Source organism: Amycolatopsis coloradensis (genome assembly GCF_001953865.1).
Classification (GTDB): Bacteria; Actinomycetota; Actinomycetes; order Mycobacteriales; family Pseudonocardiaceae; genus Amycolatopsis; species Amycolatopsis coloradensis.
The window spans coordinates 800,937-824,217 of the sequence record NZ_MQUQ01000005.1 but is presented as its reverse complement, the minus strand read 5'-3'; the positions used below and the strand labels follow the sequence as shown (position 1 = coordinate 824,217).

Annotated in this window: 23 protein-coding genes and 2 pseudogenes; 14 read left to right on the top strand and 11 right to left on the bottom strand. The window is 68.4% G+C overall.

Annotated elements, in window-relative coordinates:
- Positions 1-109: 109 nt before the first annotated feature.
- The 3 genes from BS329_RS13440 (at position 110) to BS329_RS13430 (ending at position 1,742) form a co-directional block, all read left to right on the top strand.
- Complete coding sequence (locus BS329_RS13440; RefSeq protein WP_076160038.1) at positions 110-889, top strand: IclR family transcriptional regulator; 780 nt, start codon at positions 110-112, stop codon at positions 887-889.
- Between the two features lie 53 nt (positions 890-942).
- A complete protein-coding gene (locus BS329_RS13435) occupies positions 943-1,437 on the top strand; it encodes a GNAT family N-acetyltransferase (RefSeq protein WP_076160036.1) in 495 nt (164 codons plus the stop codon).
- A gap of 110 nt (positions 1,438-1,547) precedes the next feature.
- Positions 1,548-1,742 carry a hypothetical protein gene (locus BS329_RS13430; protein WP_076160033.1) on the top strand — a complete coding sequence of 65 codons (195 nt, stop codon included), beginning with the start codon at positions 1,548-1,550 and terminating at the stop codon, positions 1,740-1,742.
- 480 nt (positions 1,743-2,222) lie between these two features.
- Here the strand turns inward: BS329_RS13430 and BS329_RS13425 are convergent, their stop codons facing one another.
- Positions 2,223-2,705, bottom strand: a complete 483-nt coding sequence (locus tag BS329_RS13425; protein WP_076160031.1) for a pyridoxamine 5'-phosphate oxidase family protein — start codon at positions 2,703-2,705, stop codon at positions 2,223-2,225.
- Complete coding sequence (locus BS329_RS13420; protein ID WP_076160028.1) at positions 2,702-3,577, bottom strand: imine reductase family protein; 876 nt, start codon at positions 3,575-3,577, stop codon at positions 2,702-2,704. Before BS329_RS13420 ends, BS329_RS13425 begins: the two co-directional genes overlap by 4 nt.
- Before the next feature lie 83 nt (positions 3,578-3,660).
- On the opposite strand from BS329_RS13420, the gene BS329_RS13415 reads away from it, so the two are divergent.
- The 3 genes from BS329_RS13415 to BS329_RS44510 all read left to right on the top strand — a co-directional run bounded on the left by BS329_RS13415 (position 3,661) and on the right by BS329_RS44510 (position 5,117).
- Positions 3,661-4,665 (top strand): GlxA family transcriptional regulator, encoded by a 1,005-nt coding sequence (locus BS329_RS13415; protein WP_076160025.1) that lies wholly within the window; start codon positions 3,661-3,663, stop codon positions 4,663-4,665.
- Positions 4,662-4,790: a hypothetical protein gene (locus BS329_RS45160; protein ID WP_279628148.1), complete on the top strand. Its 129-nt coding sequence runs from the start codon at positions 4,662-4,664 to the stop codon at positions 4,788-4,790. The genes BS329_RS13415 and BS329_RS45160 overlap by 4 nt, the downstream gene beginning before the upstream one ends.
- 165 nt (positions 4,791-4,955) lie before the next feature.
- On the top strand, positions 4,956-5,117 hold the full coding sequence (locus BS329_RS44510; protein WP_244197128.1) for a hypothetical protein: 162 nt from the start codon (positions 4,956-4,958) through the stop codon (positions 5,115-5,117).
- A 174-nt stretch (positions 5,118-5,291) separates the two neighbouring features.
- Here BS329_RS44510 and BS329_RS13410 read toward each other — a convergent pair whose 3' ends face one another.
- The 7 genes and pseudogenes from BS329_RS13410 to BS329_RS13375 form a co-directional block, all read right to left on the bottom strand.
- Positions 5,292-5,984, bottom strand: coding sequence for a GntR family transcriptional regulator (locus BS329_RS13410; protein WP_076160022.1), 693 nt, complete (start codon positions 5,982-5,984; stop codon positions 5,292-5,294).
- 4 nt (positions 5,985-5,988) lie between these two features.
- Positions 5,989-6,774 carry an SDR family NAD(P)-dependent oxidoreductase gene (locus BS329_RS13405; protein WP_076160020.1) on the bottom strand — a complete coding sequence of 262 codons (786 nt, stop codon included), beginning with the start codon at positions 6,772-6,774 and terminating at the stop codon, positions 5,989-5,991.
- A 2-nt stretch (positions 6,775-6,776) separates the two neighbouring features.
- Positions 6,777-8,473: pseudogene (locus BS329_RS13400) on the bottom strand (hydantoinase B/oxoprolinase family protein).
- Positions 8,470-10,530: a hydantoinase/oxoprolinase family protein gene (locus tag BS329_RS13395; protein ID WP_076160017.1), complete on the bottom strand. Its 2,061-nt coding sequence runs from the start codon at positions 10,528-10,530 to the stop codon at positions 8,470-8,472. The pseudogene BS329_RS13400 and the gene BS329_RS13395 overlap by 4 nt, the downstream one beginning before the upstream one ends.
- On the bottom strand, positions 10,527-12,158 hold the full coding sequence (locus BS329_RS13390) for a thiamine pyrophosphate-binding protein (protein ID WP_076160014.1): 1,632 nt from the start codon (positions 12,156-12,158) through the stop codon (positions 10,527-10,529). The genes BS329_RS13395 and BS329_RS13390 overlap by 4 nt, the downstream gene beginning before the upstream one ends.
- 437 nt (positions 12,159-12,595) lie before the next feature.
- Positions 12,596-13,753, bottom strand: coding sequence for an NAD(P)/FAD-dependent oxidoreductase (locus tag BS329_RS13380; protein ID WP_076160012.1), 1,158 nt, complete (start codon positions 13,751-13,753; stop codon positions 12,596-12,598).
- A complete protein-coding gene (locus BS329_RS13375; protein WP_076160009.1) occupies positions 13,737-14,789 on the bottom strand; it encodes a glutathione S-transferase family protein in 1,053 nt (350 codons plus the stop codon). Before BS329_RS13375 ends, BS329_RS13380 begins: the two co-directional genes overlap by 17 nt.
- 95 nt (positions 14,790-14,884) lie before the next feature.
- On the opposite strand from BS329_RS13375, the gene BS329_RS13370 reads away from it, so the two are divergent.
- On the top strand, positions 14,885-16,264 hold the full coding sequence (locus BS329_RS13370; RefSeq protein ID WP_076160007.1) for a WS/DGAT/MGAT family O-acyltransferase: 1,380 nt from the start codon (positions 14,885-14,887) through the stop codon (positions 16,262-16,264).
- 93 nt (positions 16,265-16,357) lie between these two features.
- Here BS329_RS13370 and BS329_RS13365 read toward each other — a convergent pair whose 3' ends face one another.
- Positions 16,358-17,344, bottom strand: coding sequence for a PQQ-dependent sugar dehydrogenase (locus BS329_RS13365; RefSeq protein WP_076160004.1), 987 nt, complete (start codon positions 17,342-17,344; stop codon positions 16,358-16,360).
- A 339-nt stretch (positions 17,345-17,683) separates the two neighbouring features.
- On the opposite strand from BS329_RS13365, the gene pqqA reads away from it, so the two are divergent.
- The 5 genes from pqqA to pqqB all read left to right on the top strand — a co-directional run bounded on the left by pqqA (position 17,684) and on the right by pqqB (position 20,777).
- Positions 17,684-17,779 carry a pyrroloquinoline quinone precursor peptide PqqA gene (gene pqqA, locus BS329_RS13360; protein WP_076160001.1) on the top strand — a complete coding sequence of 32 codons (96 nt, stop codon included), beginning with the start codon at positions 17,684-17,686 and terminating at the stop codon, positions 17,777-17,779.
- Between the two features lie 103 nt (positions 17,780-17,882).
- Positions 17,883-18,563, top strand: coding sequence for a pyrroloquinoline-quinone synthase PqqC (pqqC, locus tag BS329_RS13355; RefSeq protein ID WP_076159999.1), 681 nt, complete (start codon positions 17,883-17,885; stop codon positions 18,561-18,563).
- Positions 18,564-18,565: 2 nt separating this feature from the next.
- Positions 18,566-18,838, top strand: coding sequence for a pyrroloquinoline quinone biosynthesis peptide chaperone PqqD (gene pqqD / locus BS329_RS13350; RefSeq protein WP_076159996.1), 273 nt, complete (start codon positions 18,566-18,568; stop codon positions 18,836-18,838).
- A complete protein-coding gene (gene pqqE, locus BS329_RS13345) occupies positions 18,829-19,917 on the top strand; it encodes a pyrroloquinoline quinone biosynthesis protein PqqE (RefSeq protein ID WP_076159994.1) in 1,089 nt (362 codons plus the stop codon). Before pqqD ends, pqqE begins: the two co-directional genes overlap by 10 nt.
- Positions 19,914-20,777 carry a pyrroloquinoline quinone biosynthesis protein PqqB gene (pqqB, locus tag BS329_RS13340; RefSeq protein ID WP_076159991.1) on the top strand — a complete coding sequence of 288 codons (864 nt, stop codon included), beginning with the start codon at positions 19,914-19,916 and terminating at the stop codon, positions 20,775-20,777. Before pqqE ends, pqqB begins: the two co-directional genes overlap by 4 nt.
- Positions 20,778-20,856: 79 nt before the next feature.
- Here the strand turns inward: pqqB and BS329_RS13335 are convergent.
- Positions 20,857-21,458, bottom strand: a pseudogene (locus tag BS329_RS13335) (aldo/keto reductase).
- Between the two features lie 85 nt (positions 21,459-21,543).
- On the opposite strand from BS329_RS13335, the gene BS329_RS13330 reads away from it, so the two are divergent.
- Positions 21,544-22,062, top strand: a complete 519-nt coding sequence (locus BS329_RS13330) for an ArsR/SmtB family transcription factor (protein ID WP_076159988.1) — start codon at positions 21,544-21,546, stop codon at positions 22,060-22,062.
- Positions 22,059-23,279: an MFS transporter gene (locus tag BS329_RS13325; protein ID WP_143252987.1), complete on the top strand. Its 1,221-nt coding sequence runs from the start codon at positions 22,059-22,061 to the stop codon at positions 23,277-23,279. The genes BS329_RS13330 and BS329_RS13325 overlap by 4 nt, the downstream gene beginning before the upstream one ends.
- The last annotated feature ends 2 nt before the right edge of the window (positions 23,280-23,281 follow it).

The window sequence follows — 23,281 nt, the reverse complement described above, 5'->3', positions numbered from 1 at the left end:
CCAAACCTAGCAAGAAGTCCGCTTGTTCGTGGACCAAAGACCCTGGTCGGCAATTCACACAATGTGCTACTTTCTTGACTCTTTGTGGTTGCCCCGGCGAGAGGTCGAGATGACGCCTGCCGCACGATCCCTGGACTCCACCGCTCCCCCGAAACGCACTCCCGGCGCCAGCAGTTCGCGAAAGGTGCTGCAACTGCTGCTCTCCTTTTCCGAACGGCGCTGGGACGCCAGCGTCGCCGAACTGGCCGCGAGGATCGGCACCCCGGTCGCCACGACGTACCGCTATGTCGCACTGCTGAAGGAACTCCAGCTTCTGGAGGAGGGCAAGACCGGGCGCTACCACGTGACGAGCCAGGTGATGCCACTCGCGCGGGCCGCTCAACTGGCCAACGACCTCGCCAGGCTGGCCCGCCCGGCGATGGAGGAGGCCGCGCGCGATCTCGGCGAGACCGTCCTGCTGTTCCAGCATTTCGGCGACGCGGCGGTCTGCGCGGACCGGGTCGAATGCGAACGCGCGATGCGCTTCACCTTCCAGCCAGGCCATTCCGTCCCGCTCGGCGCGGGCGCGTCGGGCAAGATGCTGCTCGCCATGCTGCCGGAAAGCGAACGCGAACGGCGGCTTTCGTCGATCGTCCAGCGGCGCGGGCCGAGCGTGCGCGAAGAGGTCAAACGTGCCGGTCTCAACCGGTATTCGGTCAGCTGGGGCGAACTGGACGACGGGGTCTGGTCGTGTTCGGTGCCGATCCCGAGCACCGGGCACCGGCCGGCGGTGCTGAGCCTGGCCGCCCCCGCGACTCGGATCAGCGACGACGCGAAACGAAACGTCATCGTCACACTTCAGTCGTACGCGGGCAGGATCCACCGGGCCGTTTCGTCGTTTTCCCTCTGACGGGGCGGTAATTCGCGGGCGGCCGCCGTCGACGGCGGGGTAGAACTCGATGCGTGATCCGACTCGCCGCATTCGAAGACCTGCCCGTGCTCCAGGACATCGAACGGGCCGCCGGCGAACCGTTCCGCGCGCTCGGCATGGCCGCGATCGCCGACGACGACCCGCCCTCGATCGAGGACCTCGCGGCCTACCGGAGCGCGGGCCGCGCCTGGGTCCTCGACGACGGCGACGGCCCGCTGGCGTACCTGCTCGCCGAGGTCGTCGACGGCTACGGCCACATCGAGCAGGTGTCGGTCCATCCGGACCACGCTCGGCGGGGTCTCGGGCGGCAGCTGATCGAGCACGCCGGGAAGTGGGCCGCGCGCGAAGGTCTCGCGGGGCTGACGCTGACGACGTACACCGAGGTGCCGTGGAACGCGCCGTACTACGCCCGGCTCGGCTTCGTGACGCTCGGCGAAGACGACCTCACCGAGGGACTGCGAGCCATCCGGAGCCACGAAATCGCCTGTGGGCTGGACGCTTGGCCGAGGGTGACCATGCGGCGATGACCCGTGCGGGGGGTTCGGTTGGCCACGTCTATCGAACGTGTGTTCTACTGTCCGCGCCGGCCCCGGAGGGGGAAGCTCCGCGGGCCGGCACCAGAGCAGAGGAGACACGGATGGCGGTCAAGATCACCCATCTCACCAATGGCCAGCAAGTGCGCTTCGCCAACGCGGACGGCGCCCGGCGCTACGCCGAGATCATCGGCGGCGGGGTCGACAAGTGGCGGTTCACCGTGGTCAGCGGGCATGAGCTCCCGGAATTGTCGGGGCGGGTGGTTAATGTGCCGGTATGGCGTATGACTTCCAGGTAAGACCGAGGCCGTCCGCGTGGTTCACCACCGCGGACCCCGAGGGCACCGAACTCCGCCTCTGCTGAGGCGGGCCCACGCGGGCCCGCCGCACTGGGGTGTCATGAAGGGACCTGGTCCCGTCGGCTGCGCCTTTCATGACCGAGCGCGAGGCCCTCGTGCGCGTCACACTCCGCGTCCCTGATCGCGGAGGTGATGACATGAAGGGGCCTTTCCCAGCGAAATTTCGCTGGGAAAGGCCCCTTCATTGCGTCCGGGCGCGGTGATCGCTGGGGTTCGGGCTCGAGAGGTCGTGGTCGAGGTCTTGCAGGTCACGGAGACACCGTCCGAAATCCTCCCCGCTCGACCCTTACGGGCACCAGCGATGTCACATCCGGTTACCCAGAGCAGCGCTGACCAGCAGCTCTGCGACTTTGCCGGGACCTTGCGCCTAGGTACAGGAAGGGGTCCTTCGTGTACTTCGAGCCAGCAGACACCACAGCCCTAGGTCCGGTCCGCTCGCCAGATCCGGCTCCGCAGGTCGGCCCCGCGGATCACCTGGATCCGCCACGGCGTCAGCCGCAGCACGTGCAACCGCGGATCGGCCGGGGACTTCCAGAAGTTGCCGAGCGGATACCCGGCGCCGCGCGGACTCGTCTTGCGGTACAGGTCCCACACGTGTTCCTTGACCGAGGGCTCATTGTCCCAGACGGCGACCGCGTCGACGGCCACCGAGTTGTTCCCCGGCGCCCAGTAGGAGAAGTTGGTGTGCGGGTTGCCTGCGAGGTGCGCCGCCTTGACCGGGGTCCGGTAGGTGGCCAGCCAGCCGAGCGGCTTGCCGTCGACCTTCTCCCACACCGGGATGAGGACGCGGGTCCGCGGCCGGTTCTCGGCGTCGACCGTCACCATCGTGGCGTAGTTGATGGCTCCGACGTAGGTGTCGAACTCGGTTTCCAGTTCGCCGAAGTCGCCGGTCGTCGTGCTCATGCCGCGCTCCGGAAGGACTCGACGGCTCGAGAGAGGCTGGCCGCGGCGTGTCCGGCGGCGATCTGCCGGTCGATCAGGTCCTTGAGCGGGAGCAGGGTGCCCGCCGGGACGTCCAGTTCCTGGCTGGCCCGGATGATCGTGGCCAAGCCCGCCTGGTTCATGGCCAGGCTGGACTCCCCGCCGGTGTATCCGCCGCTGTCGATCTCCTCGGCGAAAGTGGACAGTGCCGGGAACGAATCCGCGAGCCAGGACAGCAGCATCGGCGTCAGTTCGGTGGCGCGGACCCCGGCCGCCGCCGCCATCGCCGTGGCGTGCAGGAAACCGCCGATCATGCCGTACATCCCGGCCAGGATGGCGACGTCGTACCCCGAGGCGAGACCGGCGTCGGTGCCGAGGAAAGTGCCCTTCCCCAGCAGGTCCAGCCGCGTCTGCCAACGCTGGTGGACGCTCTCGGAACCGCTGTAGCTGATCGAAGACTCGGTGGTGCCGATCGTTTGCGGCACCGCGTAGACGGCGCCGTGGAGGTAGTCCGCCCCTTGCTCGGCCGCCCACGCGGCCAGTTCCCGCGCGTCCTCCGGTCCGCCGGAGGTGACGTTGACCAGCGCGCGCCCGGCGACCGCGTCGGCCGCACCGGCCAGTACCTGCCGGGAGACGGTGGAGTCCAGCAGTGCGACGATCACGAGGTCACCCGCCGAGATCGCCTCCGCGGCGGTGGCCTCCGCCGTCGCGCCGGCCGCGACGAGAGCCTCCGCTTTGGCCGCGTCGCGGTTCCAGACCGTCGTGGGGTGGCCGTGGTGAAGGAAGGTCTCGGCCAGCGCGCGGCCCAGGTTGCCGAGGCCGATGACGGTGACGCGCTCAGGTGTTGTGCTCATGGGTCCAGCCTCGCGACCCGGACTTTTCACTGCCAGTGACACTGATGACCGGAACCACCAAATTAGTGCCATAGGATGTGGCCATGAGCGCTGGTTCGGTCGCACTGGTCGTCCCCGAGGAGATCGGGGTCGCCTTCTGGGACCTGTACGAGGTGAGCATTCCCGCCACCGTTTTCGGGATGCCGCAGCCCGATCTCGCCGACCCCTGGTACGACCTGCGGATGTGCGGAACCGGCGACCGGGCCTCCGAGGCCGCCCCGGGATTCGCGCTGCGCACCCCGTACCGGCTCGAGGACATCGTCGGCGCCGACACGGTCATCGTGTCGTCGGTACCGGACGAGGTCCTCAGCGAAGGCGCGCCGGTCTCACCCGAGCTGATCAGCGCCTTGCGCCGCGCCCACGACGCGGGCGCCCGAATGGTTTCCCTGTGCTCCGGAGCCTTCGCGCTCGCCGAGGCCGGGCTGCTCGACGGCCGCCGCGCCACCTCGCACTGGATGCACACCGCACTGCTGGCCGAGCGTTTTCCCGAGGTCGAGGTCGACGACTCGGTGCTCTACGTGGACGACGGCGACGTGCTCACCAGCGCCGGGATGACCGCGGGCCTGGACCTGTGCCTGCACTTGGTCCGCCGTGACCTCGGGGCGCATGTGGCCAACCAGCTGGCCCGCCGGATGGTCGTGCCCGCGCACCGGCCGGGCGGACAGGCCCAGTTCATCGACCTGTCCGTCCCGGCCACCGACGACCAGGGGCTGGCGCCGGTGCTCGACTGGGCGAGAGCGCATCTCGACCGGCCGCTGACGATCGAAGATCTCGCGCGGCGCGCCATGATGAGCCGCCGGACCTTCTACCGGCGTCTCCAGCAGGCCACCGGCACGACGCCGCTGCAATGGCTGCTCACCCAGCGTCTTTCCCAGGCTCAGAGCCTGTTGGAATCGACTGACCTCCCGGTGGAGAGGATCGCGGAACTCAGCGGTCTCGGCACCGCGAACAACCTGCGCCACCACTTCCTCAAGCAGGTCGGTGTCTCGCCAGGGGCGTACCGGAACGCCTTCCCTCGGCAGCCTCAGGTGACCGCTGTCGCCGGATGACCCGTCAGGCCAGCCGGTCCAGCGCACGCGGCAAGGCCGAGGCGAGCAGGTCCAGTTCGGCCTTTCCGGCGACCAGCGGCGGCGAGACCGCGATCCCCCAGTCCGCGACGAACAGCCGGCGGTGACGGGGTCTATTCCGAGCACGCGGGCTGGGCTGGTGCCACTTTCGCCTGACCCCGCGTTTCGTCCTCTAGTTGCGGTAGTTCGTACCGCCAACTACCGCAACCAGAGGACGAATTGCAATTATTGTGGGTCTGTGAACCGGGCCCTGGCCGTGCCTCGTCGCGTACGTGACGCTGCCCCTCGGCTCGGCCGATTACGAGACGCTCGTGCTGCCGACGCTCGTCGTCGGGCTGGCCTACGCGGCGATCGCGATCGTCGGCTTCCCCTCACTTGCTGACGCCTCCGCGCGCCCGGGCAGGTGTCGCGAAAGCCACTTTCGAGACATCTGATGTCTCGAAAGTGGCTTTCACGACACCCAAGGTCGGCACTTCCCCGCTCGCTGCCGTCGGGCAGGCGACGTCAGTTGTCCCGAAAGCCACACAGTCAAGGTCCAACGGGCCGACGACCGCGGAGCGCGAGGGTTCACGGACTCTCGGGTTGAGCACCACCACACCCGCCGAGGCTCAACCCCGGCGGTCGTAAGCGGCCAGAAGCTGTTTCTCCGCATCCCGCAAGTACTTCTCCAACGCCGCCTCCGCGGGCCCGAACCGTCCGCGTTCCAGATCCCGCAGGATCCGTTCGTGCCGCTCCAGGAACGGCTCGAAGAACGTGCGCGTGTTCTCCGCCAGCACGAAGAAGAGCCGCGTCTCCGCCAGCACCTGGCGCATCGTCGTGCTGACCCGCTCACTGCCCGCCAGGTCACCGAGCGCCTGATGGAACGCGATGCTCGCGGTCCCGACAGTCTGCCAGTCGCCTTCGTCCGCCGCTGCACGGCCTTGCGCCACCGCGTTGGCGATGCCCGAAAGATCCACAGTGGACAGTTCGGCCGCACGCCGAAGCGCACCGCATTCGGTGACCCGCCGCATCACGTAGAGATCCGAGATGTCCTGCACGGTCAGCTCACGGACGAACACACCGCGGTTGAGTTCGTGCACGGCGAGCCGCTCGTGCGCCAGCAGCTGGAACGACTCGCGCAGGGTGTTGCGCGAAACGCCGAGCGCGGCACTGATCGACGGTTCGGAAAGCCTCGACCCCGGCGGGAAAACGCCTTCGGTGATGCGCTGGCGCAGGATCTCGGCGACCCGTTCCGCCGTCCCGCTCCGTTCGAGCAGGGGCCGGTCACGGGCCAGTGTCTCTTCGGCGGCAGGAGTGGACATGGCGCTACCTGACGCCGAGTTCGAAGTCGAGACTGTACCGGTTGCCGGGCATGGCACCGGCGGCCTTGGCGCCGTCGACCGGGAGCGCGACCCCGTTGACGAACCGCGATTCGTCACTCGCCAGGAAGACGACGGCCTTCGCGACCTCCCACGCCTCGCCGACCCGTCCGGCCGGTGTGCTCGCGGTCAGTTGGTGTTGCTTGGCCTCGAAGTCCTCCGGCGAGGCGAGTGTGCCGCGCAGCATGTCGGTGTCGATCGCGCCGGGGTTGACCGTGTTCGCCCGGATCCCCTGGTGCGCGTGCGCGACGGCGATCGACTTCGTCAGGCCGACCAGCGCGTGTTTGGTGGCGTTGTACACCGGGTCGCCGGGGCGGCCCATCACACCGCCGTTGGACGACGTCGTGATGATGCTGCCCGCCTTGTTCGCGATCATGTGCGGCAGCACGGCCCGCGTGCCGAGGAAGGCGGCCCGCACGTTCAGCGCGAAGATGTTGTCGAACTCCGCCAGCGTGGTGTCCACCAGCGGTTTGCCGAGGTGGATGCCGACGTTGTTGAACAGCACGTCGATCCGGCTTGTTTCGGCGACCACACCACGCACGAACTCGTCGACCTGTCCTTCGTCGGTGGCGTCCACAAGGGAGTGTCGGGCGCCTTCGACGGATTCCGCGGGTTCACGGATGTCGCTGGAGAACACGGTCGCGCCCTCGGCGACGAACTCCTTCACGGTGGCGAGACCGATGCCCCTCGCACCGCCGAAGACCACCGCGACCTTGCCTGCCAGCCGACCCATGCTCATCTCTTCCCTCTGTAGTCTTCCGGAAGCCGCACCAGCGCCCCCGGTTCTCCGTGATAGGTGACCTCGACGCCGTACAGTTCGCGTGCCGCTTCCACCGAGACGTAACCATCGACGACGTCCGCGAGCACGGCTTCCAGCTCCCGGTCGATCGGATCGCCGTATCCGCCGCCGCCGGGCAGGATCACGTCCACGACGTCGTCCGGCCGCAAATTCACCCGGCTTTTCGACGGCAGGTCGGCTCCGCCGGAGAGCCCGAACCGGCCCGGGGCACCATCGTGTCCCGAGTCCACACCGGACGCCGGTCGAAGCACCCGATCGACATTCCCGTTGACACTCCACGAAATTTCGCCCCGCGCCGCCATCGACGTGCGCCGGCCGAGGCCGCCGCGTCGCCGTCCGGCGCCGCCGGAATCCGCTCGCAGTACGCGTTCGCGCTGAACCAGCGGCGCCATCGTCTCGATGACCTCCGTCGGGGTGGAGCGCAGTCCACTCGGGAATCCGGTGGTACTCAGACCGTCCTTTGTGGCCCGTGCGCCGATGCCGCCGGTCTGGAAGACAGTGAGCATGAACTCGTCGCCCGCCGCGTCGGCGCCACGCCAGATCGTCATCCACAACGCGTCCGCGCTGTGCGCCAACGCGTTGCCGGGTAACGCTTCGTGGAGCGCGGTGATCAGCAACGACGGCAGGAAGTGCCCGATCAGATGCCGGGACGCGACCGGCGCCGGTGGCGTGCAGTTGAGCACCGATCCTTCCGGCGCGGTGACGTGCACCGGCCGGAACGAACCCGCGTTGTGCGGCACCTCCGGGGAAATGGCCGCCTTGACCGCGAACGAGGCGTACGCCCGCGTGTAGTTGAGGACGACGTTGATCCCGCGACGGCTCTGCGGCGACGATCCGCCGAAGTCGAGGTGGATTTCGTCGCCGTCGATGGTCACGGCGACCTTGAGGACGACCTCTTCGTCGTCGAACCCGTCGGTCACCAGTTCGCTGGTGTACGTGCCGTCCGGCAGTTTCGCCAGCGCGTCGCGCAGTGCCCACTCGGAGCGGTTCATGATTTCCGCGGCGATGTCGTCCAACGAGTCGAGAGCGAATTCCTCCAGTAATCGAACCAGGCTCGCGGCACCGACTTCGTTCCCGGTGACCTGGGCGTACAGATCGCCGATGGTCTCTTCCGGCGTGCGGACGTTCGCGCGGATCAGCAGTTCGAGATCCGCGTTGACCTCGCCCGCGCGGAGGAACTTCATGATCGGCAGGCGCAAACCCTCTTCGAAGACCTCGTCTGCCTCGGCCGAAACCAGCCGGCCGCCGATATCCGGTGCGTGACAACAGGAAGCGAACCACGCGACCAGCCGCCCACGCAGGAAAACCGGTGTGGCGACGGTGATGTCGTTGATCTGCCCGGCCGTCTGCCACGGGTCGTTGGTGAGCAGGACGTCGCCGGGCATAAGGGTTTCCTCCGGGAACGCGGCGACGAAGTGGCGCATCCCGGTCGCCATCGCGTTGATGTGGCCGGGAGTCCCGCCGATGGACTGGCCGATCATCTCGCCACACGAGTCGAACACCGCGCAGGCGAGGTCGAGCGACTCCCGCACCACCGAGGAGAAGCCGTGTTGACGAGCGCGTTCTGCTGCTCGGCCAGGATCGAGTGCAGCCGGTTTCCCAGCACTCCTACGAGGATCGGGTCGACGCTCATACCGTCACGACCAGACCGGCGTCCTCGCCGACCACGCACCGGGCGCCCGGGGGAATGACCACGGTGGACTCACGCTCCTCGACGATGGCCGGACCCTCGACGCGATCACCGGGCACCAGCCGGTACCGGTCGAACACCGCCGTGTCGACAAATCCACCTTCGGCGGGAAAATACGCCGGACGGCTCCCCTTGCGCGCGTCACCTTCGGCCGTGGCGGCCGCGAGTCTCAGCGTGACCGCCGGTACCGGGCCGCTCGACACGACCCGCCAGTTGAGCACCTCGACGGCCACGTCCGGCCCGGTCCGCCGATACAGCGTCCGATAGGTCTCGGTGAACGCGTCGACCAGCGACTCCGGCCACTTCCCCGGCTCGACCGGCACGCGGATCTCGTAGCCCTGACCGGAGTACCGCATCTCCGCGATCCGGCGATGCGTCACCAGCGCACCGTCCACACCGGACTTCTCCAGCAGTTCCCTGCCCTCGGTCTCCATCTCGGCGAACAGCGCGTCGACCTGGTCCCCGGAGAGATCGAGCACCGCCGAACGTGCCGAGCGCACGAAGTCGAAGGCCAGCGGCGCGGTGAGGAATCCGGCCGCGCTCAGCACTCCGGCCGCCGGCGGGGCGACCACTTCGGGCACGCCGAGCGCCCGTGCCACGCCGACGCCGTGCACTCCTCCGGCACCGCCGAAAGTGAACATCGGCAGCTTCGCCGGATCCTTGCCCCGCTCGACGGCGTGGACGCGGGCGGCGTTGGCCATGTCCTCGTTGACGCTGGTGTGGAGGCCCCAGGCGGCCTCTTCGACGCTGATGCCGAATGGTCCGGCGATCTTCGAACGGATCGCCTCGCGTGCGCCCTCGGCGTCCAAAGTCATTCCGCCGCCGAGGAAATATCCGGGATCCAGGTAGCCGAGCACGAGGTCCGCGTCGGTCACGGTGGGTTCGGTGCCGCCCCGCCCGTAGCACACCGGGCCGGGCTCGGAACCCGCCGAATCCGGGCCGACGGTGAGCAGGCCGAGCGCGTCGATGCGGGCGATCGAGCCGCCGCCGACGCCGATCTCGATCATGTCGGTGACCGGGACCTTGACCGGCAGCCCGGATCCCGGCAGCAGCCGGTATTTCCGGTCCACTTCGAACTCGTGCGTCACCAGCGGCGCACCGCCGGAGATCATGCACAGTTTCGCCGTCGTGCCGCCCATGTCGAAGGCGAGCAGATCCTCGACACCGGCGCCCGCCCCGATCGCGGAGGCGGCCAGCGCCCCGCCCGCCGGGCCGGATTCGAGGATGCGGATCGGGTGGCGCGCGGCCGTGTCGACCGTCGCGATCCCGCCGTTGGAGAGCATGATGTGCGGTGACGGCCGGATTCCGGCCTCGTGCAGACGCCGTTCCAGATCGCGCAGATAGCGTTCGGCGAGGTCTTGGACGTAGACGTTCGCGACCGTGGTCGACGCGCGTTCGAACTCGCGGATCTCCGGGACGACCTCGCTGGACAACGCGACCCTCAGTCGCGGCGCGACCTCCTTGAGCACGTCGGCGGCCCGGCGTTCGTGCGCGGGATTCGTGAAGGCGTGCAGGAAACAAATCGCCACCGCGTCGATCCCGCGGGCGTCGAGTTCACGGCCGAGACGCGCGACGTAATCCTCATCAAGTCCGGTGTGGACAGTCCCGTCGGCGAGGATCCGTTCGGGGACGTCGAACCGCAGATGGCGCGGGACCAGCGGCTTCGGCAGCTCGATGAGGAGGTCGTACAGCTCGTACCGGTGCTCGCGCCGCATCTCCAGCACGTCACGGAAGCCGGCGGTCGCCAGCATCGCGGTGCGTGATCCCTTGCGTTCGATCAGCGCGTTCGTGACCAGTGTGGTGCCGTGCACCAACTGCTCGACGTCGGCCGCGTCCAGCCCGGCGTCGGCGAGTGTCGTTTTGAGACCTTCCTCGACCGCGCGGGCGGGCTCGTCGTGCGTCGTCAGCACCTTGCCGACGGCGACGACACCGGTCTCGTCGAGCACGCAGAGATCGGTGAACGTGCCGCCGATGTCCACGCCGACGCGAAGCCCGGTCACGAAGAACCCTTGCGGTACCAGCGCGGCGAGGTGTTGAGCGGCGGCGCCATCTTCGCGCGGACGACCAGCACGTTCGGCTCGTCGGAATCGACGAACTCACCGAGCAACCGCCGGAACGCGCGCCCGAATCCGGAGACACGGTCCGCGTGCACCCCGAAAGACCTCGCGAGGCCGACGAAATCGGGGCTGTCCCAGTCGACGCCGCGGCGTGGCAGCCCGGCGCGGTCCTGGTCGTACCGGAGCATCCCGTAGCCACCGTCGTCGACGATGATCACCGTGACCGGCAGCTGTTCCTGCGCCAGCGTGGCGAGATCCCCGCAGCCGAACAGGAAACCGCCGTCCCCGCTGACGCAGATCGCACGCCCGACACCCGCCGCGGCGGCGCCGAGCGCGGCCGGGAAGCCGTAACCGAGCGTGCCCCAGCCCATCGGGTACGCGAGTTTGCGCGGGGCGCGGACGCGGTGGAACCCGCCGATCCAGTATCCGGCCACGCACATGTCCGCGACCACGACGGCGTCCCGCGGCAGCACTTCGTCCAAAGTGGACAACAGATCCGCGGCCTGTGGTTCCTCTTCCTTGATCCGCTGCCGGACCCGCGCGGAGACCTTGGCGAGCCTGCCGACGAGCGCCGCGATCCCGGGCCGCTCCTCGACTTTCAACGCCTCGGCGAGCACCCGGGCGTCACCGACCAGCGTGATGTCCGGCTGGTAGTTCTTGGCCGCGTCGTCCGGGTCGACGTTGATCGCGATGAGCTTCTTCGGCTGCGGCATCAGCCAGTTCTGCGTCATCAGCCCGTCGAAGTCGGTGCCGATGGCGAGGACGACGTCGGCCTCGTCCCACAGCGCGCCGACCTCGGGCGCGTGCACCGGGTTCGGGGCGAGACAGGGATGGTCGACCGGCAGGAGCCCGCGAGCGCCGAACGTGGTGAGCACCGGGGCGGCCAGCCGTTCGGCGAGTTTCCCGATCGCCTCACCCGCCCCGGCGCGCAGCGCGCCGCCGCCCGCCCAGATCACCGGCCGCTCGGCGGTGGCCAGCAGCGCCTCGGCCTCGGAGAGGTCAGGGATCTCGGACGGCCGGGCGTGCGACCTCGGCGGACGACGGGCCGGTGTCCGCTCGGACAGGAAGTCGGTGGGGATGCCGAGGTAGACCGGCCCGCTCTGCGGCTGGAGCGCGAGCCGGGCCGCGCGATGGAGGGTCGCGGCGACCTGGTCGGCGCTCTGGACGGTGAACCCGGCCTTGGTCACCGGCGCGAACATGGCCTGCTGATCCGACGTCTCGTGCAGAACGCCGCGGACCACGCCCGGCCGCCGCAACGTGGACGGGATGTCGGTCGCGATGACCAGCATCGGCGCGGCCGAGGCCATCGCCTCGCCGACGGCGGCGAGCGTGTTCGCGGCACCGGGCCCCGTGGTCACCATGGCGATGCCGAGTTTCCCGGTCGCGCGGGCGTAACCGTCGGCCGCGTACCCGGCCGTCTGCTCGTGCCGGACCCCGACGAGCCGGATGTCCGTATCGGCCAGCGCCTCCCATAACGGCAGGTTGTGCACCCCGGGGAGACCGAAGACGACTTCGGTCCCCAGAGCGGTCAGCGCGTCGGCCAGATGCTGGGCTCCGGTGGGTGAAGGCACTTCGCCGATGATGCCAGATCGTTCAACGATCCAGCAACCGTCACCTCCTGCCTCACGAATGGCGCGGCCGAGCGGTCCGCGTGGGTCAGTACAAGTCGGCCGAGTACCTGCTCGGCTCGTACGGCCATGCTTTCCCTCGGCGTTCGAAGGTCTTGCGATGACCGCCCTGGACGCCATCGCGCCGGGCGTCCAGCTCTCGGGCGGCCAGAGCTTCGGCCTGCTCCCCTTCACGATCATGTCGTCGAAGAACGGCGCCTCCAGGGTCCCCTTCGGCGAGACGTCGCAGGTCCCGTCCGCCGCCGACGTCGCGACCAGCACGAATGGCGACTCCGCCAGTCACTGCCGGTCCATCGGGCCGCGCCTTGTTCGCCGTGCGTTCCAGCGGCGGCGGCAGGATCTCGCGCGGCTCCGCCTCGGTGGCGACCTCGATGAACCCGTCAGACGATGTTGTGCTCCCTCGTCACGGCCCGGTCGCCGTCGAACCGGCGGACGTCGAGCCCGGTGATGTCGATGGCCGGGACCCGCCCCAGGTAGAGGTCCCGCACGACCTCCCCCACGGCCGGGCCCATCTGGAACCCGTGTCCCGAAAATCCCGTCGCGTAGAAGAACCGCGACACCTGGACGCTTTCCCCCACGATCTGGTTGCGGTCGGGGGTGACCTCGTACAGCCCCGCCCAGCCGCCGCGGATCCCCGCGTCGAGCACCGCGGGCACCCGACGCCCGGCGATCTCGGCGAGTTTCGGCAGCCAATCGCCCGGCTGGTACCGGATGTCGAATCCGGGGTCGCCGTCACCGTCGCAGAAGGACATCGCCAGGCCCAAGCCCTCGCGGTGGAAGTAGAACGCCGACGGCATCTCGATGGTCAGCGGCACGGATCCGGGCAGGCCGCCGACCGGGCCGGTGAACACGACCTGACGGCGGAACGGCCGCACCGGCAGGTCGACGCCGGCGAACTCGCCGATCCGACCCGACCACGCACCGGCCGCGCAGACCACCGCGTTCGTCCGCACGAAACCGTCGCCGGTCCGGACGCCGGTGATCTCGTCGCCGTCGCGTTCGATCCCCACGACCTCGACGCCGGTCTTCAGCACCGCGCCGTGCGTGCGGGCCGCCCGCGCGTAGCCCTGGACCGCGGAGTCCGGAGTGGCCTTGGCGTCGTCCGGCGACCACAGCGCCGCGACCACGCCTTCGGTGTCGATCAACGGGGAGAACCGCCGCGCTTCGGCCGGTTCGACGAGCAGGCTGCGGACGCCATAGGAGTTCTGCAACTCGGCACAGCGCTCGAACTCCGGCAGCTCCGCGGGATCGGTGACCAGGTACAGGTAGCCGTCGCGGCGGAAGTCGATCTCGGCCCCGTACGTCTCGGCGAAGGAGGCATACTCGGCCAGCCCGCGCAGCCCGATCTCGATGTTGACGTGCGTGGTGAACGACGACCGGATCCCGCCCGCCGCCTTCCCCGTCGAGCCCGCGCCCAGGCTGTCACGTTCGAGCAGCAGCACCGGGACACCGGCGGCGGCGAGCCGGTACGCGCAGCTGACCCCGATGATCCCGCCGCCGATCACGACGACGTCGGCGTGTTCAGGAAGTGGCTCCATCCGTTTCCCCGATCCGTTCCTCCTCGGGCGGCGGTCCCGGCGGCGTGCCGTCGCCGAACGGGCGCCCGCCCAGCTGCTCCCGGTGATGCGGCGTCGCCCAGCCGGACAGGTCCGGTCCCAGTGGGACGATCCGCGTCGGGTTCACCTGCTCGTGCACCGCGTGGTAGTGCCGCTTGATGTGGTCGAAATCGACGGTGTCACCGAAGCCCGGTGTTTGGAAGAGGTCGCGGGCGTAAGCCCACAGCACCGGCATTTCGGCCAGTTTGTTCCGGTTGCACTTGAAATGCCCGTGATACACCGGATCGAAGCGGACGAGCGTGGTGAACAACCGGATGTCCGCCTCGGTGATCGTGTCGCCGACGAGGTAACGCTGGTTTTCCAGCCGCTCGGAGAGCACGTCCAGCATGGCGAAGAGCCGGGTGTACGCGTCCTCGTACGCGGCCTGCTTGGTCGCGAAACCGGCCTGGTAGACGGCGGCGTTGACATCGGCGAAGACGCCGACGTTGACGGCGTCGATCTCGTCGCGCAGCCGTTCGGGATAGAGATCGGGCGCGCCGGGCCGGTGCAGGCTGGTCCATTCGGTGGAGAAATCGAGCGTGATCCGCGGATAGTCGTTGCTCACGAGCCGCTTGCTCGGAATGTCCACAATGGCCGGAACGCTGATCCCGCCCATGTAGTGCGGATCCGCGGCGTGATAGGCCTCGGCCAGGTACTTGATGCCCAGTACCGGGTCCCGGTCACCGGGATCGAGGGTGAACCGCCAGCTCTTGTCGTCCTGGATCGGGTCGGCGACGGCGACGCTCAGCGCGGGCTCGAGACCGAGGAGCCGCCGGACGATCAGTCCCCGGCTCGCCCAGGGGCAGGCACGGCTCACCACCAGCCGGTATCTTCCCGCCTCCACCGGCCAGCCTTCACTGCCGTCGGCGGTGACGCGCGCGTCGAAATGGTTGGCGGACCGACGGAACTCTCCTGATGGGTTCTCGGCGGGAAAACTTGCCTCGAACCTGCCAGTCTTCGGATCGGTCGTGATCGTCATGTCAGTCACCCTAAAGCGTGAGAAGGTGGTTTCGGTGTGCGTAGACTCTCGCACCCGGCGTGCTCGCACGCCGCCGCGCGGAAGGTGGTCCCACGATGCCGTTGATGCCCGTGACCGACTCGATGTTCCTTCTCGTGGAAACGCGCGAACATCCGATGCACGTCGGTGGACTGCAACTGTTCAAGAAACCCGAGGGCGCCGGCCCCGACTACCTGCGTGACGTCCGCAAGAACATGCTCGAGTCCGACAACATGCGGTCGGTGTTCCGGCGCCGTCCCGCCCGGCCGGTCAACACCGCCGGGCATATCGCCTGGGCGACCGACAACGATCTCGAACTCGACTATCACTTCCGGCATTCCGCCCTGCCCCAGCCCGGCCGGATCCGCGAGCTGCTGGAACTCACCGGGCGCTGGCACGGCACCCTGCTCGACCGGCACCGTCCGCTGTGGGAGATCCACCTGGTCGAGGGCCTGCAAGACGGCCGGTTCGCGATCTACAGCAAGATCCACCACGCGCTGATGGACGGCGTCTCGGCGCTGCGGCATCTCCAGGGCACGCTGTCGGACGACCCGGCCGACCTCGACTGCCCGCCGCCGTGGGGCCGCCGGCCCAAACCGGACGGCGGGCACAACGGCAAGGTGTCCCCGTCGATGTTCCAGCGCATGGGCAAGACGGTCAACCAGCTCGCCGGTATCGCGCCCGCCGCGCTGAAGGTGGCGCGGGAGGCGTTCCAGGAGCACACGCTCACGCTGCCGGCGCAGGCGCCGAAGACAATGCTGAACGTGCCGATCGGCGGGGCCCGGCGGTTCGCCGCGCAGTCGTGGTCGCTGGACCGGGTGCGCAAGGTGGCGACCGCCGCCGGGGTGTCGCGCAACGACGTCGTCCTCGCGATGTGCTCGGGCGCGCTGCGGGACTACCTGATCGAGCAGAACGCCCTTCCCGACGCGCCGCTGACCGCGATGGTCCCGGTTTCGTTGCGGCGCAAGGACAGCGGCGACGCGTCGGGTAACAACATCGGCGCGCTGCTGTGCAATCTCGCCACCCATCTGACCGACCCGGCGGCGCGGCTCGCGGCGATCAACGCTTCCATGCGCAACGGGAAGAAGCTCTTCTCGGAGCTGACTCCGCTCCAGACGCTGCTGCTGTCGGGGATCAACGTCGCCCAGCTCGGCGTGTCGCCGATCCCCGGCTTCGTGAACAACACGAAACCGCCGTTCAACCTGGTGATCTCCAACGTGCCGGGGCCGCGCAAGCAGATGTACTGGAACGGCGCGTCGCTCGACGGCATCTACCCGGCGTCGGTGCTGCTCGACGGGCAGGCACTGAACATCACGCTGACCAGCAACGGGGACAACCTGGATTTCGGCATCACCGGCTGCCGCCGGAGCGTCCCGCATCTCCAGCGCATCCTGACCCACCTGGACACCGCGCTCGACGAACTCGAACACGCGGTCTCCGTCATCTCCCGCAATTAGTCCTCTAGTTGCGGTCCTTGCACACGCAACTACCGCAACCCGTCCTCTACTTGCGGCGTTAAACCGCAAGTAGAGGACGAATCGCGGTGGGAGTCAGCTCCCGTCGGAGACGTAGAGGGCGCCCGGCGTGATCGTGTACAGCTGACCGTCGGGACCGGCGGTGGCGTCACGGGTGCGGCCGAGGTTGGTCCAGAGCTTGCCGCCGTTACCGTTCAGGTCGAGCTTGTAGGTGCCGCCCTTGAGGGAAGCCATGTACAGCGAGCCCTTGTAGGCAGCCAGCCCGCTCGGCGTCGCCGAAGACGTCGGCCAGGCCTTGACCGGGTTGGTCATCCCCGCCGTGTTGCACGGGCCCTCGCAGGTCGGCCAGCCGTAGTTCTTGCCAGGGTCGATCTTGTTCAGCTCGTCGAGCCTGTTGGCGCCGATGTCGGAGACGTACAGCTGGCCGTTCGCCCAGGTCAGGCCCTGGACGTTGCGGTGGCCGTAGGAGTAGACGCGGCTGTTGAACGGGTTGCCCGGCGCGGGCGCGCCGTCGGTGGTGACCCGCAGGACCTTGCCGCCGAGGGAGTTCTTGTTCTGCGCGTTGGCACCGTTCTGGCCGTCGCCGGTCCCCGCGTAGAGGTAGCCGTCGGGGCCGAACCTGATCCGGCCGCCGTGGTGGTACTGCGAACCACGCGGGATGCCGGTGACGATCGGCGTCGGCGTCTGGCCCAGCTTCAACTTGGCGATGCGGTTGTCGGAACTGGTCGTGTAGTAGATGAAGACCGTCTCGTCGGTGGTGTATTTCGGCGAGACGGCGATGCCGAGCAGGCCGGCCTCCACGGTGACACTCACCCCGGGGATGGTCTGAACCGTGGTGACCTTGCCCGCCTTGTCGATCCTGCTGATCGTCTTGGCATCCTTCTGGGTGAAGAGACCGGTGCCGTCGGGCAGGAAATCGATCGACCAGGCCTGGTTGAGGCCACTGGCGAGCTGCCTGATCGCCTGGATGGACGGCGCTTCGGCGGCGGCCGCCGGGACGGCCGCGATCGACACGGCCGTCGCGGCGGCGAACGTGGCGGCGAGAGTACGACGTAAGGACATGGGACGCCTCCTTCAGCTACACCCTGGAGCTCGGATGGCGGCGGAAGACGGGTGGCCGGGGTTCACCCGTCGGGTTGGATACAAACACACCGTAGGATGAAACGGACACCACTGGACGGGGTAAGGAAAGCGCTTGCCGTTAACCGTTGTGTGCGCCGAGCGTGACCGTCGGGGCGAGTCGATCCGCCATAGGTAGGAAACTTTACAAAACGCGTCCTGAACTTGGACCTTACGTCTGGTCAGAATCGGCGCCCCGCTTCTAGGGTGACGGTGCTCGGCCCGGTTCGTTCCCATGTGGACGTTCCGGGGATGAACGTCAGCGATCCGAGGAGTACTAATATGATCGAACCCATCGAGGTTTGGACCACGCCCGACTTCGTCGAATACGAAACTCCCATGGAGGTCACCGCATACGCGGCCCGCATGGAGGACTGATTTCTCACCCGGTGGTGGGGGCCGCCCCCCACCACCGCGCCGCCGTCCCGATCAGCGAGCCGCTGGAGGCAGTGCCGTGTCTCTTTCCCTTTCCGTCGCGCCGATGTCGCCGCCGGAATTCATCGCGGCCTTGCGCGGGCTTTCCCACCGCTACTGGGGCACGCACCCGTTCCACCACCGGATGCACGGCGGGGATCTGTCGGAGTACGAACTGAAGATCTGGGCCGCGAACCGCTGGTACTACCAGTGCGTGCTGCCGCAGAAGGACGCGGCGATCATCAGCAACTGCCCGGTGCCGGAAATCCGCCGGGAATGGCTCGACCGCGTCGTCTATCACGACGGAGCGAAAGCCGGGGACGGCGGAACCGAGCGATGGCTCCGTTTGTGCGCCGCTGTCGGGCTCGACCGCGAAGAGGTTCTCGATCAGCGGCACGTCGCCCCCGGCGTGCGATTCGCCGTCGACGCCTACCTGAATTTCGCCCGCTCGAAGCCCTGGCTCGAAGCGGTCGCCTCGGGGCTGACCGAAATGTTCGCCGGCCACCTCATGCAACGGCGAGTCGCCGACATGCTGGCCAACTACTCGTGGATCGCGCCGGAAGACCTCGCCTACTTCACCAATCGCATCGACAAGGTCTCCGGCGAGGGCAAGGGGACGCTCGACATCGTCGTGCGGTATGCCGTCACGCGTGAGCAGCAGGAAAAGGCGATCGCCGCGCTGTCGTTCAAGACCGACGTGCTCTGGTCCATGCTCGACGCCATCGAGCGCGCCGCGGCCAAGGAGTAGCGATGACCACCCTCGAAATGGACTCGGTGCCGCGGCTGCGGCGCGGAGTCCGGCTGAGTTACGACCAGACCAGGGAAACGCACGTCCTCCTGTTCCCCGAAGGCGTACTCGTCCCGAATCCGACCGCGGCGGCTGTTCTCACACTCTGCGACGGGGTGGGAGACGTCGCGGCGATCGCTTCGGCCTTGCGCGAGCGCTATTCCGGTGTGCGAGAGGAAGAAATCCTGGACGTCCTGTCCCGGCTGGGAGATCGGCGGATCGTCGAATGGACCTGAACACCTCCACCGCGGCACCGCCGCTGGGAATGCTGGCGGAACTGACCCATCGCTGCCCGCTGCACTGCCCGTACTGCTCGAACCCGCTGGAACTGATCACCCGCGACAGCGAACTGTCCACAGAGGAATGGTTGTCCGTTCTCTCGCAGGCGCGGGAGCTGGGTGTGCTCCAGGTGCACATGTCCGGCGGCGAACCGCTCGCCAGGCCGGATCTTCCCGTCTTGGTCGAACACGCCACGAAACTGGGTTGCTACGTCAACCTGGTGACGTCCGGTCTCGGGCTGACGGAGTCCAGATTGGACGATCTCGTCGAACGCGGCATCGCGCACATCCAGCTGTCCGTCCAAGGCGCGACCGCCGAGCGCGCGGACCGGCTCGCGGGTGCGCGGGCCCACGACCGGAAGCTGGTCGTCGCCGAACTGATCAAGAAGGCCGGACTGCCGCTTTCGGTGAACGTCGTCCTGCACCGGCAGAACCACGATCAGCTCGCCGGTATCATCGACCTCGCCGAGGAAATGGGCGCGGACCGGCTCGAACTGGCCAACACGCAATACTACGGCTGGGCCCTCCGGAACCGCGACGCCCTGATGCCGACCAGGCGGCAACTCGACGAGGCCGAGCCGATCGCGCGCGCGGCCACCGAACGGCTGCGCGGTACCATGGAGGTCATCTACGTCGTCGCCGACTACTACGAGCAGTACCCGAAGCCGTGCATGTACGGCTGGGGCGCACGGCAATTGACCGTGGCACCCGACGGGAACGTGCTGCCGTGCCCCGCGTCGACCGCGATCGGGACGCTGGAGTTCGACAACGTGCGGGACAAGCCGCTGGCCTGGATCTGGTACGAATCCGGTTCCTTCAACGCGTACCGCGGTGAAGACTGGATGCCGGACACCTGCCGCACCTGCGACCGGCGCTCGCTCGATTTCGGCGGTTGCCGCTGCCAGGCGTTCCAGCTCACCGGTGACGCCGCGGCGACCGATCCGGTGTGCTCGCGCTCGCCGCGGCGCGACGTCGTCGACCTCATCCTCGCCACGCCCCCGAAAACGGAAGAACTCGTGATGCGGGCGCCGCGATGAGGGTGATCCTGCTCGGTACCGCGGCGGGCGGCGGCTTCCCGCAATGGAACTGCGCCTGCGCACTGTGCACTTCGGACACTCCGCCACGGACGCAGGACTGCGTCGCGGTGAGCGCCGATGGCGAGGGCTGGTACCTGCTCAACGCTTCACCGGACATCCGGGGGCAGATCCTCGCCACATCGCCGCTGCGGGCCGGGCCGGGGCCGAGGGAGATCCCGCTGCGCGGGATACTGCTCACCGACGCCGAACTCGATCATTCGCTCGGCCTGCTGTTGTTGCGGGAAGCCGGCGGGCTCCCGGTGTGGGCACCGGACGCGGTGCTGCACGCGCTGTCCGATCAGTTCCCCGCGCGGTCGATCATCGACGGCTACGGTGGCTGGAATTGGCTTCCGGCGTCGGCGATCGCCATCGACGGGCTCCGGGTGAGCGCGCTTCCCGTGAGCGACAAACGCCCGAAGTACGCGCGTTCGTCCGCTGAGGACGGCCCGTGGGTGGTGGCGTACCGGATCGAAGACGTCCAGACCGGCGGTGTCTTCGTGTACGCGCCCTGCCTGAAGAGCTGGCCAGACGAGTTCGATTCCTTCACCGAAGGCGCGGATCTGGTGTTGCTGGACGGAACATTCTACGCGCCGGACGAGATGTCGGGCGCCACCGCGGCCGAGGTCGGCGACGGCGCCCAGCAGGCGATGGGGCATCTGCCGATCACCGGCAGTCTCGCGAAGCTCCGTCCTGGCCCACGCTGGGCGTACACGCATTTGAACAACACGAACCCCGTCGTCGACCCGTCCTCGCCAGAGCACGCTGCCGTCCTGAACGGCGGCGCCTCCCTTCCCTTGGACGGCACTGAATTCAAGCTTTAGGCGATACCTTCGGGGCTCGCGCCCGACACGGGAACGGCGTCGGTGGCGAGGTGGCCGATCTCCGCGAGATCCTCCGTGGTCAGGTCGACGTCGGCCGCGGCGAGATGGCTTCGATGTTGGCCGCCTTGCGCGCACCGACGATCGCGACGTGCACGCCCGGCTGGGCGACTGTCCACGCGATCGCGAGTTGACTGACCGAGATTCCCTTGTCCGCGACGAAATCCTTGAGTTTGTCGACGATGGCGAGGTTGCGCCGGGGGGTCTCGCCGGTGAACGCCGACGAGCGCGAGGGCCAGTCGGTCTCTCGAACGTCGTCTCCAGCGTGAAGGAGGCGGTCAACAGCCCGCTACCCAGCGGGCTGTACACAAGCACGCCGATGTCGTTCTCCCGAGCGTACGGCAGTGGATCGTCCTCGATGTCGCGGCGGAGCAGGTGATATGGCGGCTGAAGGGTTTCCACCGGGCGGGTCTTGTCGAAGTCGGCCAGCCCCGCGGCGTCGTAGTTCGAAACGCCGATGTGCCGGATCTTCCCGAGTATCGCTTCGGACTTCCCGAAACCGCGTCCTCGTCGAACGAGCCCCAATTCCCGCCGAGCTTCCAGGTGCCGAAGGCGATCCTCGACACCTCGAGACCGCTCTTGCCCAATGTCGTCGTACGCATACCGCCAGCAGTACACAGACATGGGATCAGTGCACCGGATCTCCTGGCCAACGAAACCCCCAAATAACTGTTTGACGGTTGGTGTCCCGGCAGTCGACACTCGTCCCGTGCCCGAATCCCCCAGCCTTGACGAGCTACGCGTCCTCGCCCATCCCGTGCGGCTGCGCATTCTGTCGCTTTTGACCGGAGTCGCGATGAGTGCGGCCGAAGCCGCGCGCGAACTCGGTGAGACACAAGCGAATGTCAGCTATCACCTGCGGCGGCTGCACGAAGCCGGAATGCTCGACGTCGCCGAGGAGGTCCGGATCCGGGGCGGGCTGGCGAAGCGTTACCGGCACGACCCGGAGTCCGGCGCGCGGTTCGCGTCGGCGAATCCGCGGGAGGAACAGCTTCTCCTCGCGGCGATGACGGAAGAACTCAAGCGCCGCAGCGAATTCCGCGTCCGCGGCGAACAGGGGTCGATGACCGACGCGGAGATGTGGGTCGACAGCGAAACCTGGAAAAAGGCGCTCGAACACGCTCGCGAACTGAGCAGGCTTCTGCACACCGCCGCGCGACCACCCCGCACCCGGGGCACGATCCCGGTCAGCGCGACGGTGTCGCTGTTCGAAATGACGCGATCGTGACTTCACTGCGCGAACCCCTGCGCCACCACAACTTCCGCTGGCTGATCGGCGGCCGCACGTTCGGGGAGTTCGGCAACGCCGTCGCTCCGCTCGCGCTGGCGTTCGCGGTGATCGACCTGACCGGCTCGGCCGTCGACATCGGCATCGTCGTGGGCGCGCGGTCGGTGGCGAGCGTGGTGTTGCTGCTGTTCGGCGGAGTACTGGCGGACCGGCTTCCGCGCTCGGTGATCTTGCAGGGCACCGAAGTCGCCGCGACGCTGACCCAGGCGACCATCGCGGCGAGTGTCCTTTGTGGATTCGCATCGATCCCGCTGCTCGTCGGGCTGAGCGTGGTCAACGGCGCGGTGGCCGCGATCTCCGCCCCCGCTTCGGCGTCGCTCACGCCGTTGACGGTGCCCGCCGCCCTGCTGGCACCGGCCAACGCGCTGGGCAGGCTGCTCTCGAACTCCGGCCGGATCGCCGGTGCCGGGCTCGGCGGCGTCCTGGTCACCGCGGTCGGCCCTGGCTGGGCGCTCGGCGGGAACGCGCTGCTGTTCCTGGGCTCCGCCCTCTCCTACGGGCGCATCCGCCTCAGTCGCCGGGAACGGATCCCCGGCAGCCGTCCGCTGGCGGAACTCGCCGAAGGCTGGCGCGAGTTCCGGTCACGGACCTGGGTATGGGTCGTGGTCGTGCAGTTCATGGTGGTGAACGCCGTCATCGCCGGCGGGATCGCGGTGCTGGGCCCCATCGTCGCCGACAGCACCTTCGGCCGCTCCGGCTGGGGCTTCGCCCTCGCGGCGCAGACGATCGGCTCACTCGTCGGCGGGATCCTCGTGGCCCGATGGCAGCCGCGGCGCGCGCTGTTCGTCGGAGTCGCGGTGATCTTTCTCGAAGCGCCGCCGTTGATCCTCCTCGGCCAGGCACCCTGGCTGCCTCTGCTGCTGGCGGCCATGTTCGTGTCCGGCATGGCGATCGAGCAGTTCGTGGTGGCGTGGGACGTCTCGCTACAGGAGAACGTGCCCGAGGAGAAACTCGCGCGCGTCTACTCCTACGACATGCTCGGTTCCTTCATCGCCCTGCCGCTCGGCCAGATGGCGGCGGGGCCCGCCGCGCAGCACTTCGGCGCCGACACGACCTTGCTCGCGTGCGCCGGGCTGGTCGTGGTCGCCACCTGCCTCGCCCTGTGCAGCGGGCAGGTGCGCGGCCTGGTCCGGAAAACCCACGCCGCCCGATCCTGACC

Coding starts and splice junctions, on each gene's coding strand:
- BS329_RS13405 (WP_076160020.1), bottom strand. CDS start 6,774: ATGGGTCGGCTGGCAGGCAAGGTCGCGGTGGTCTTCGGCGGTGCGAGG.
- BS329_RS13375 (WP_076160009.1), bottom strand. CDS start 14,789: ATGACGATCACGACCGATCCGAAGACTGGCAGGTTCGAGGCAAGTTTT.
- pqqC (WP_076159999.1), top strand. CDS start 17,883: ATGTCGCCGCCGGAATTCATCGCGGCCTTGCGCGGGCTTTCCCACCGC.
- BS329_RS13370 (WP_076160007.1), top strand. CDS start 14,885: ATGCCGTTGATGCCCGTGACCGACTCGATGTTCCTTCTCGTGGAAACG.
- BS329_RS13380 (WP_076160012.1), bottom strand. CDS start 13,753: ATGGAGCCACTTCCTGAACACGCCGACGTCGTCGTGATCGGCGGCGGG.
- BS329_RS13425 (WP_076160031.1), bottom strand. CDS start 2,705: ATGAGCACGACGACCGGCGACTTCGGCGAACTGGAAACCGAGTTCGAC.
- BS329_RS13410 (WP_076160022.1), bottom strand. CDS start 5,984: ATGTCCACTCCTGCCGCCGAAGAGACACTGGCCCGTGACCGGCCCCTG.
- pqqA (WP_076160001.1), top strand. CDS start 17,684: ATGATCGAACCCATCGAGGTTTGGACCACGCCCGACTTCGTCGAATAC.
- pqqE (WP_076159994.1), top strand. CDS start 18,829: ATGGACCTGAACACCTCCACCGCGGCACCGCCGCTGGGAATGCTGGCG.
- pqqD (WP_076159996.1), top strand. CDS start 18,566: ATGACCACCCTCGAAATGGACTCGGTGCCGCGGCTGCGGCGCGGAGTC.
- pqqB (WP_076159991.1), top strand. CDS start 19,914: ATGAGGGTGATCCTGCTCGGTACCGCGGCGGGCGGCGGCTTCCCGCAA.
- BS329_RS13440 (WP_076160038.1), top strand. CDS start 110: ATGACGCCTGCCGCACGATCCCTGGACTCCACCGCTCCCCCGAAACGC.
- BS329_RS45160 (WP_279628148.1), top strand. CDS start 4,662: ATGACCCGTCAGGCCAGCCGGTCCAGCGCACGCGGCAAGGCCGAGGCG.
- BS329_RS13420 (WP_076160028.1), bottom strand. CDS start 3,577: ATGAGCACAACACCTGAGCGCGTCACCGTCATCGGCCTCGGCAACCTG.
- BS329_RS13365 (WP_076160004.1), bottom strand. CDS start 17,344: ATGTCCTTACGTCGTACTCTCGCCGCCACGTTCGCCGCCGCGACGGCC.
- BS329_RS13430 (WP_076160033.1), top strand. CDS start 1,548: ATGGCGGTCAAGATCACCCATCTCACCAATGGCCAGCAAGTGCGCTTC.
- BS329_RS13415 (WP_076160025.1), top strand. CDS start 3,661: ATGAGCGCTGGTTCGGTCGCACTGGTCGTCCCCGAGGAGATCGGGGTC.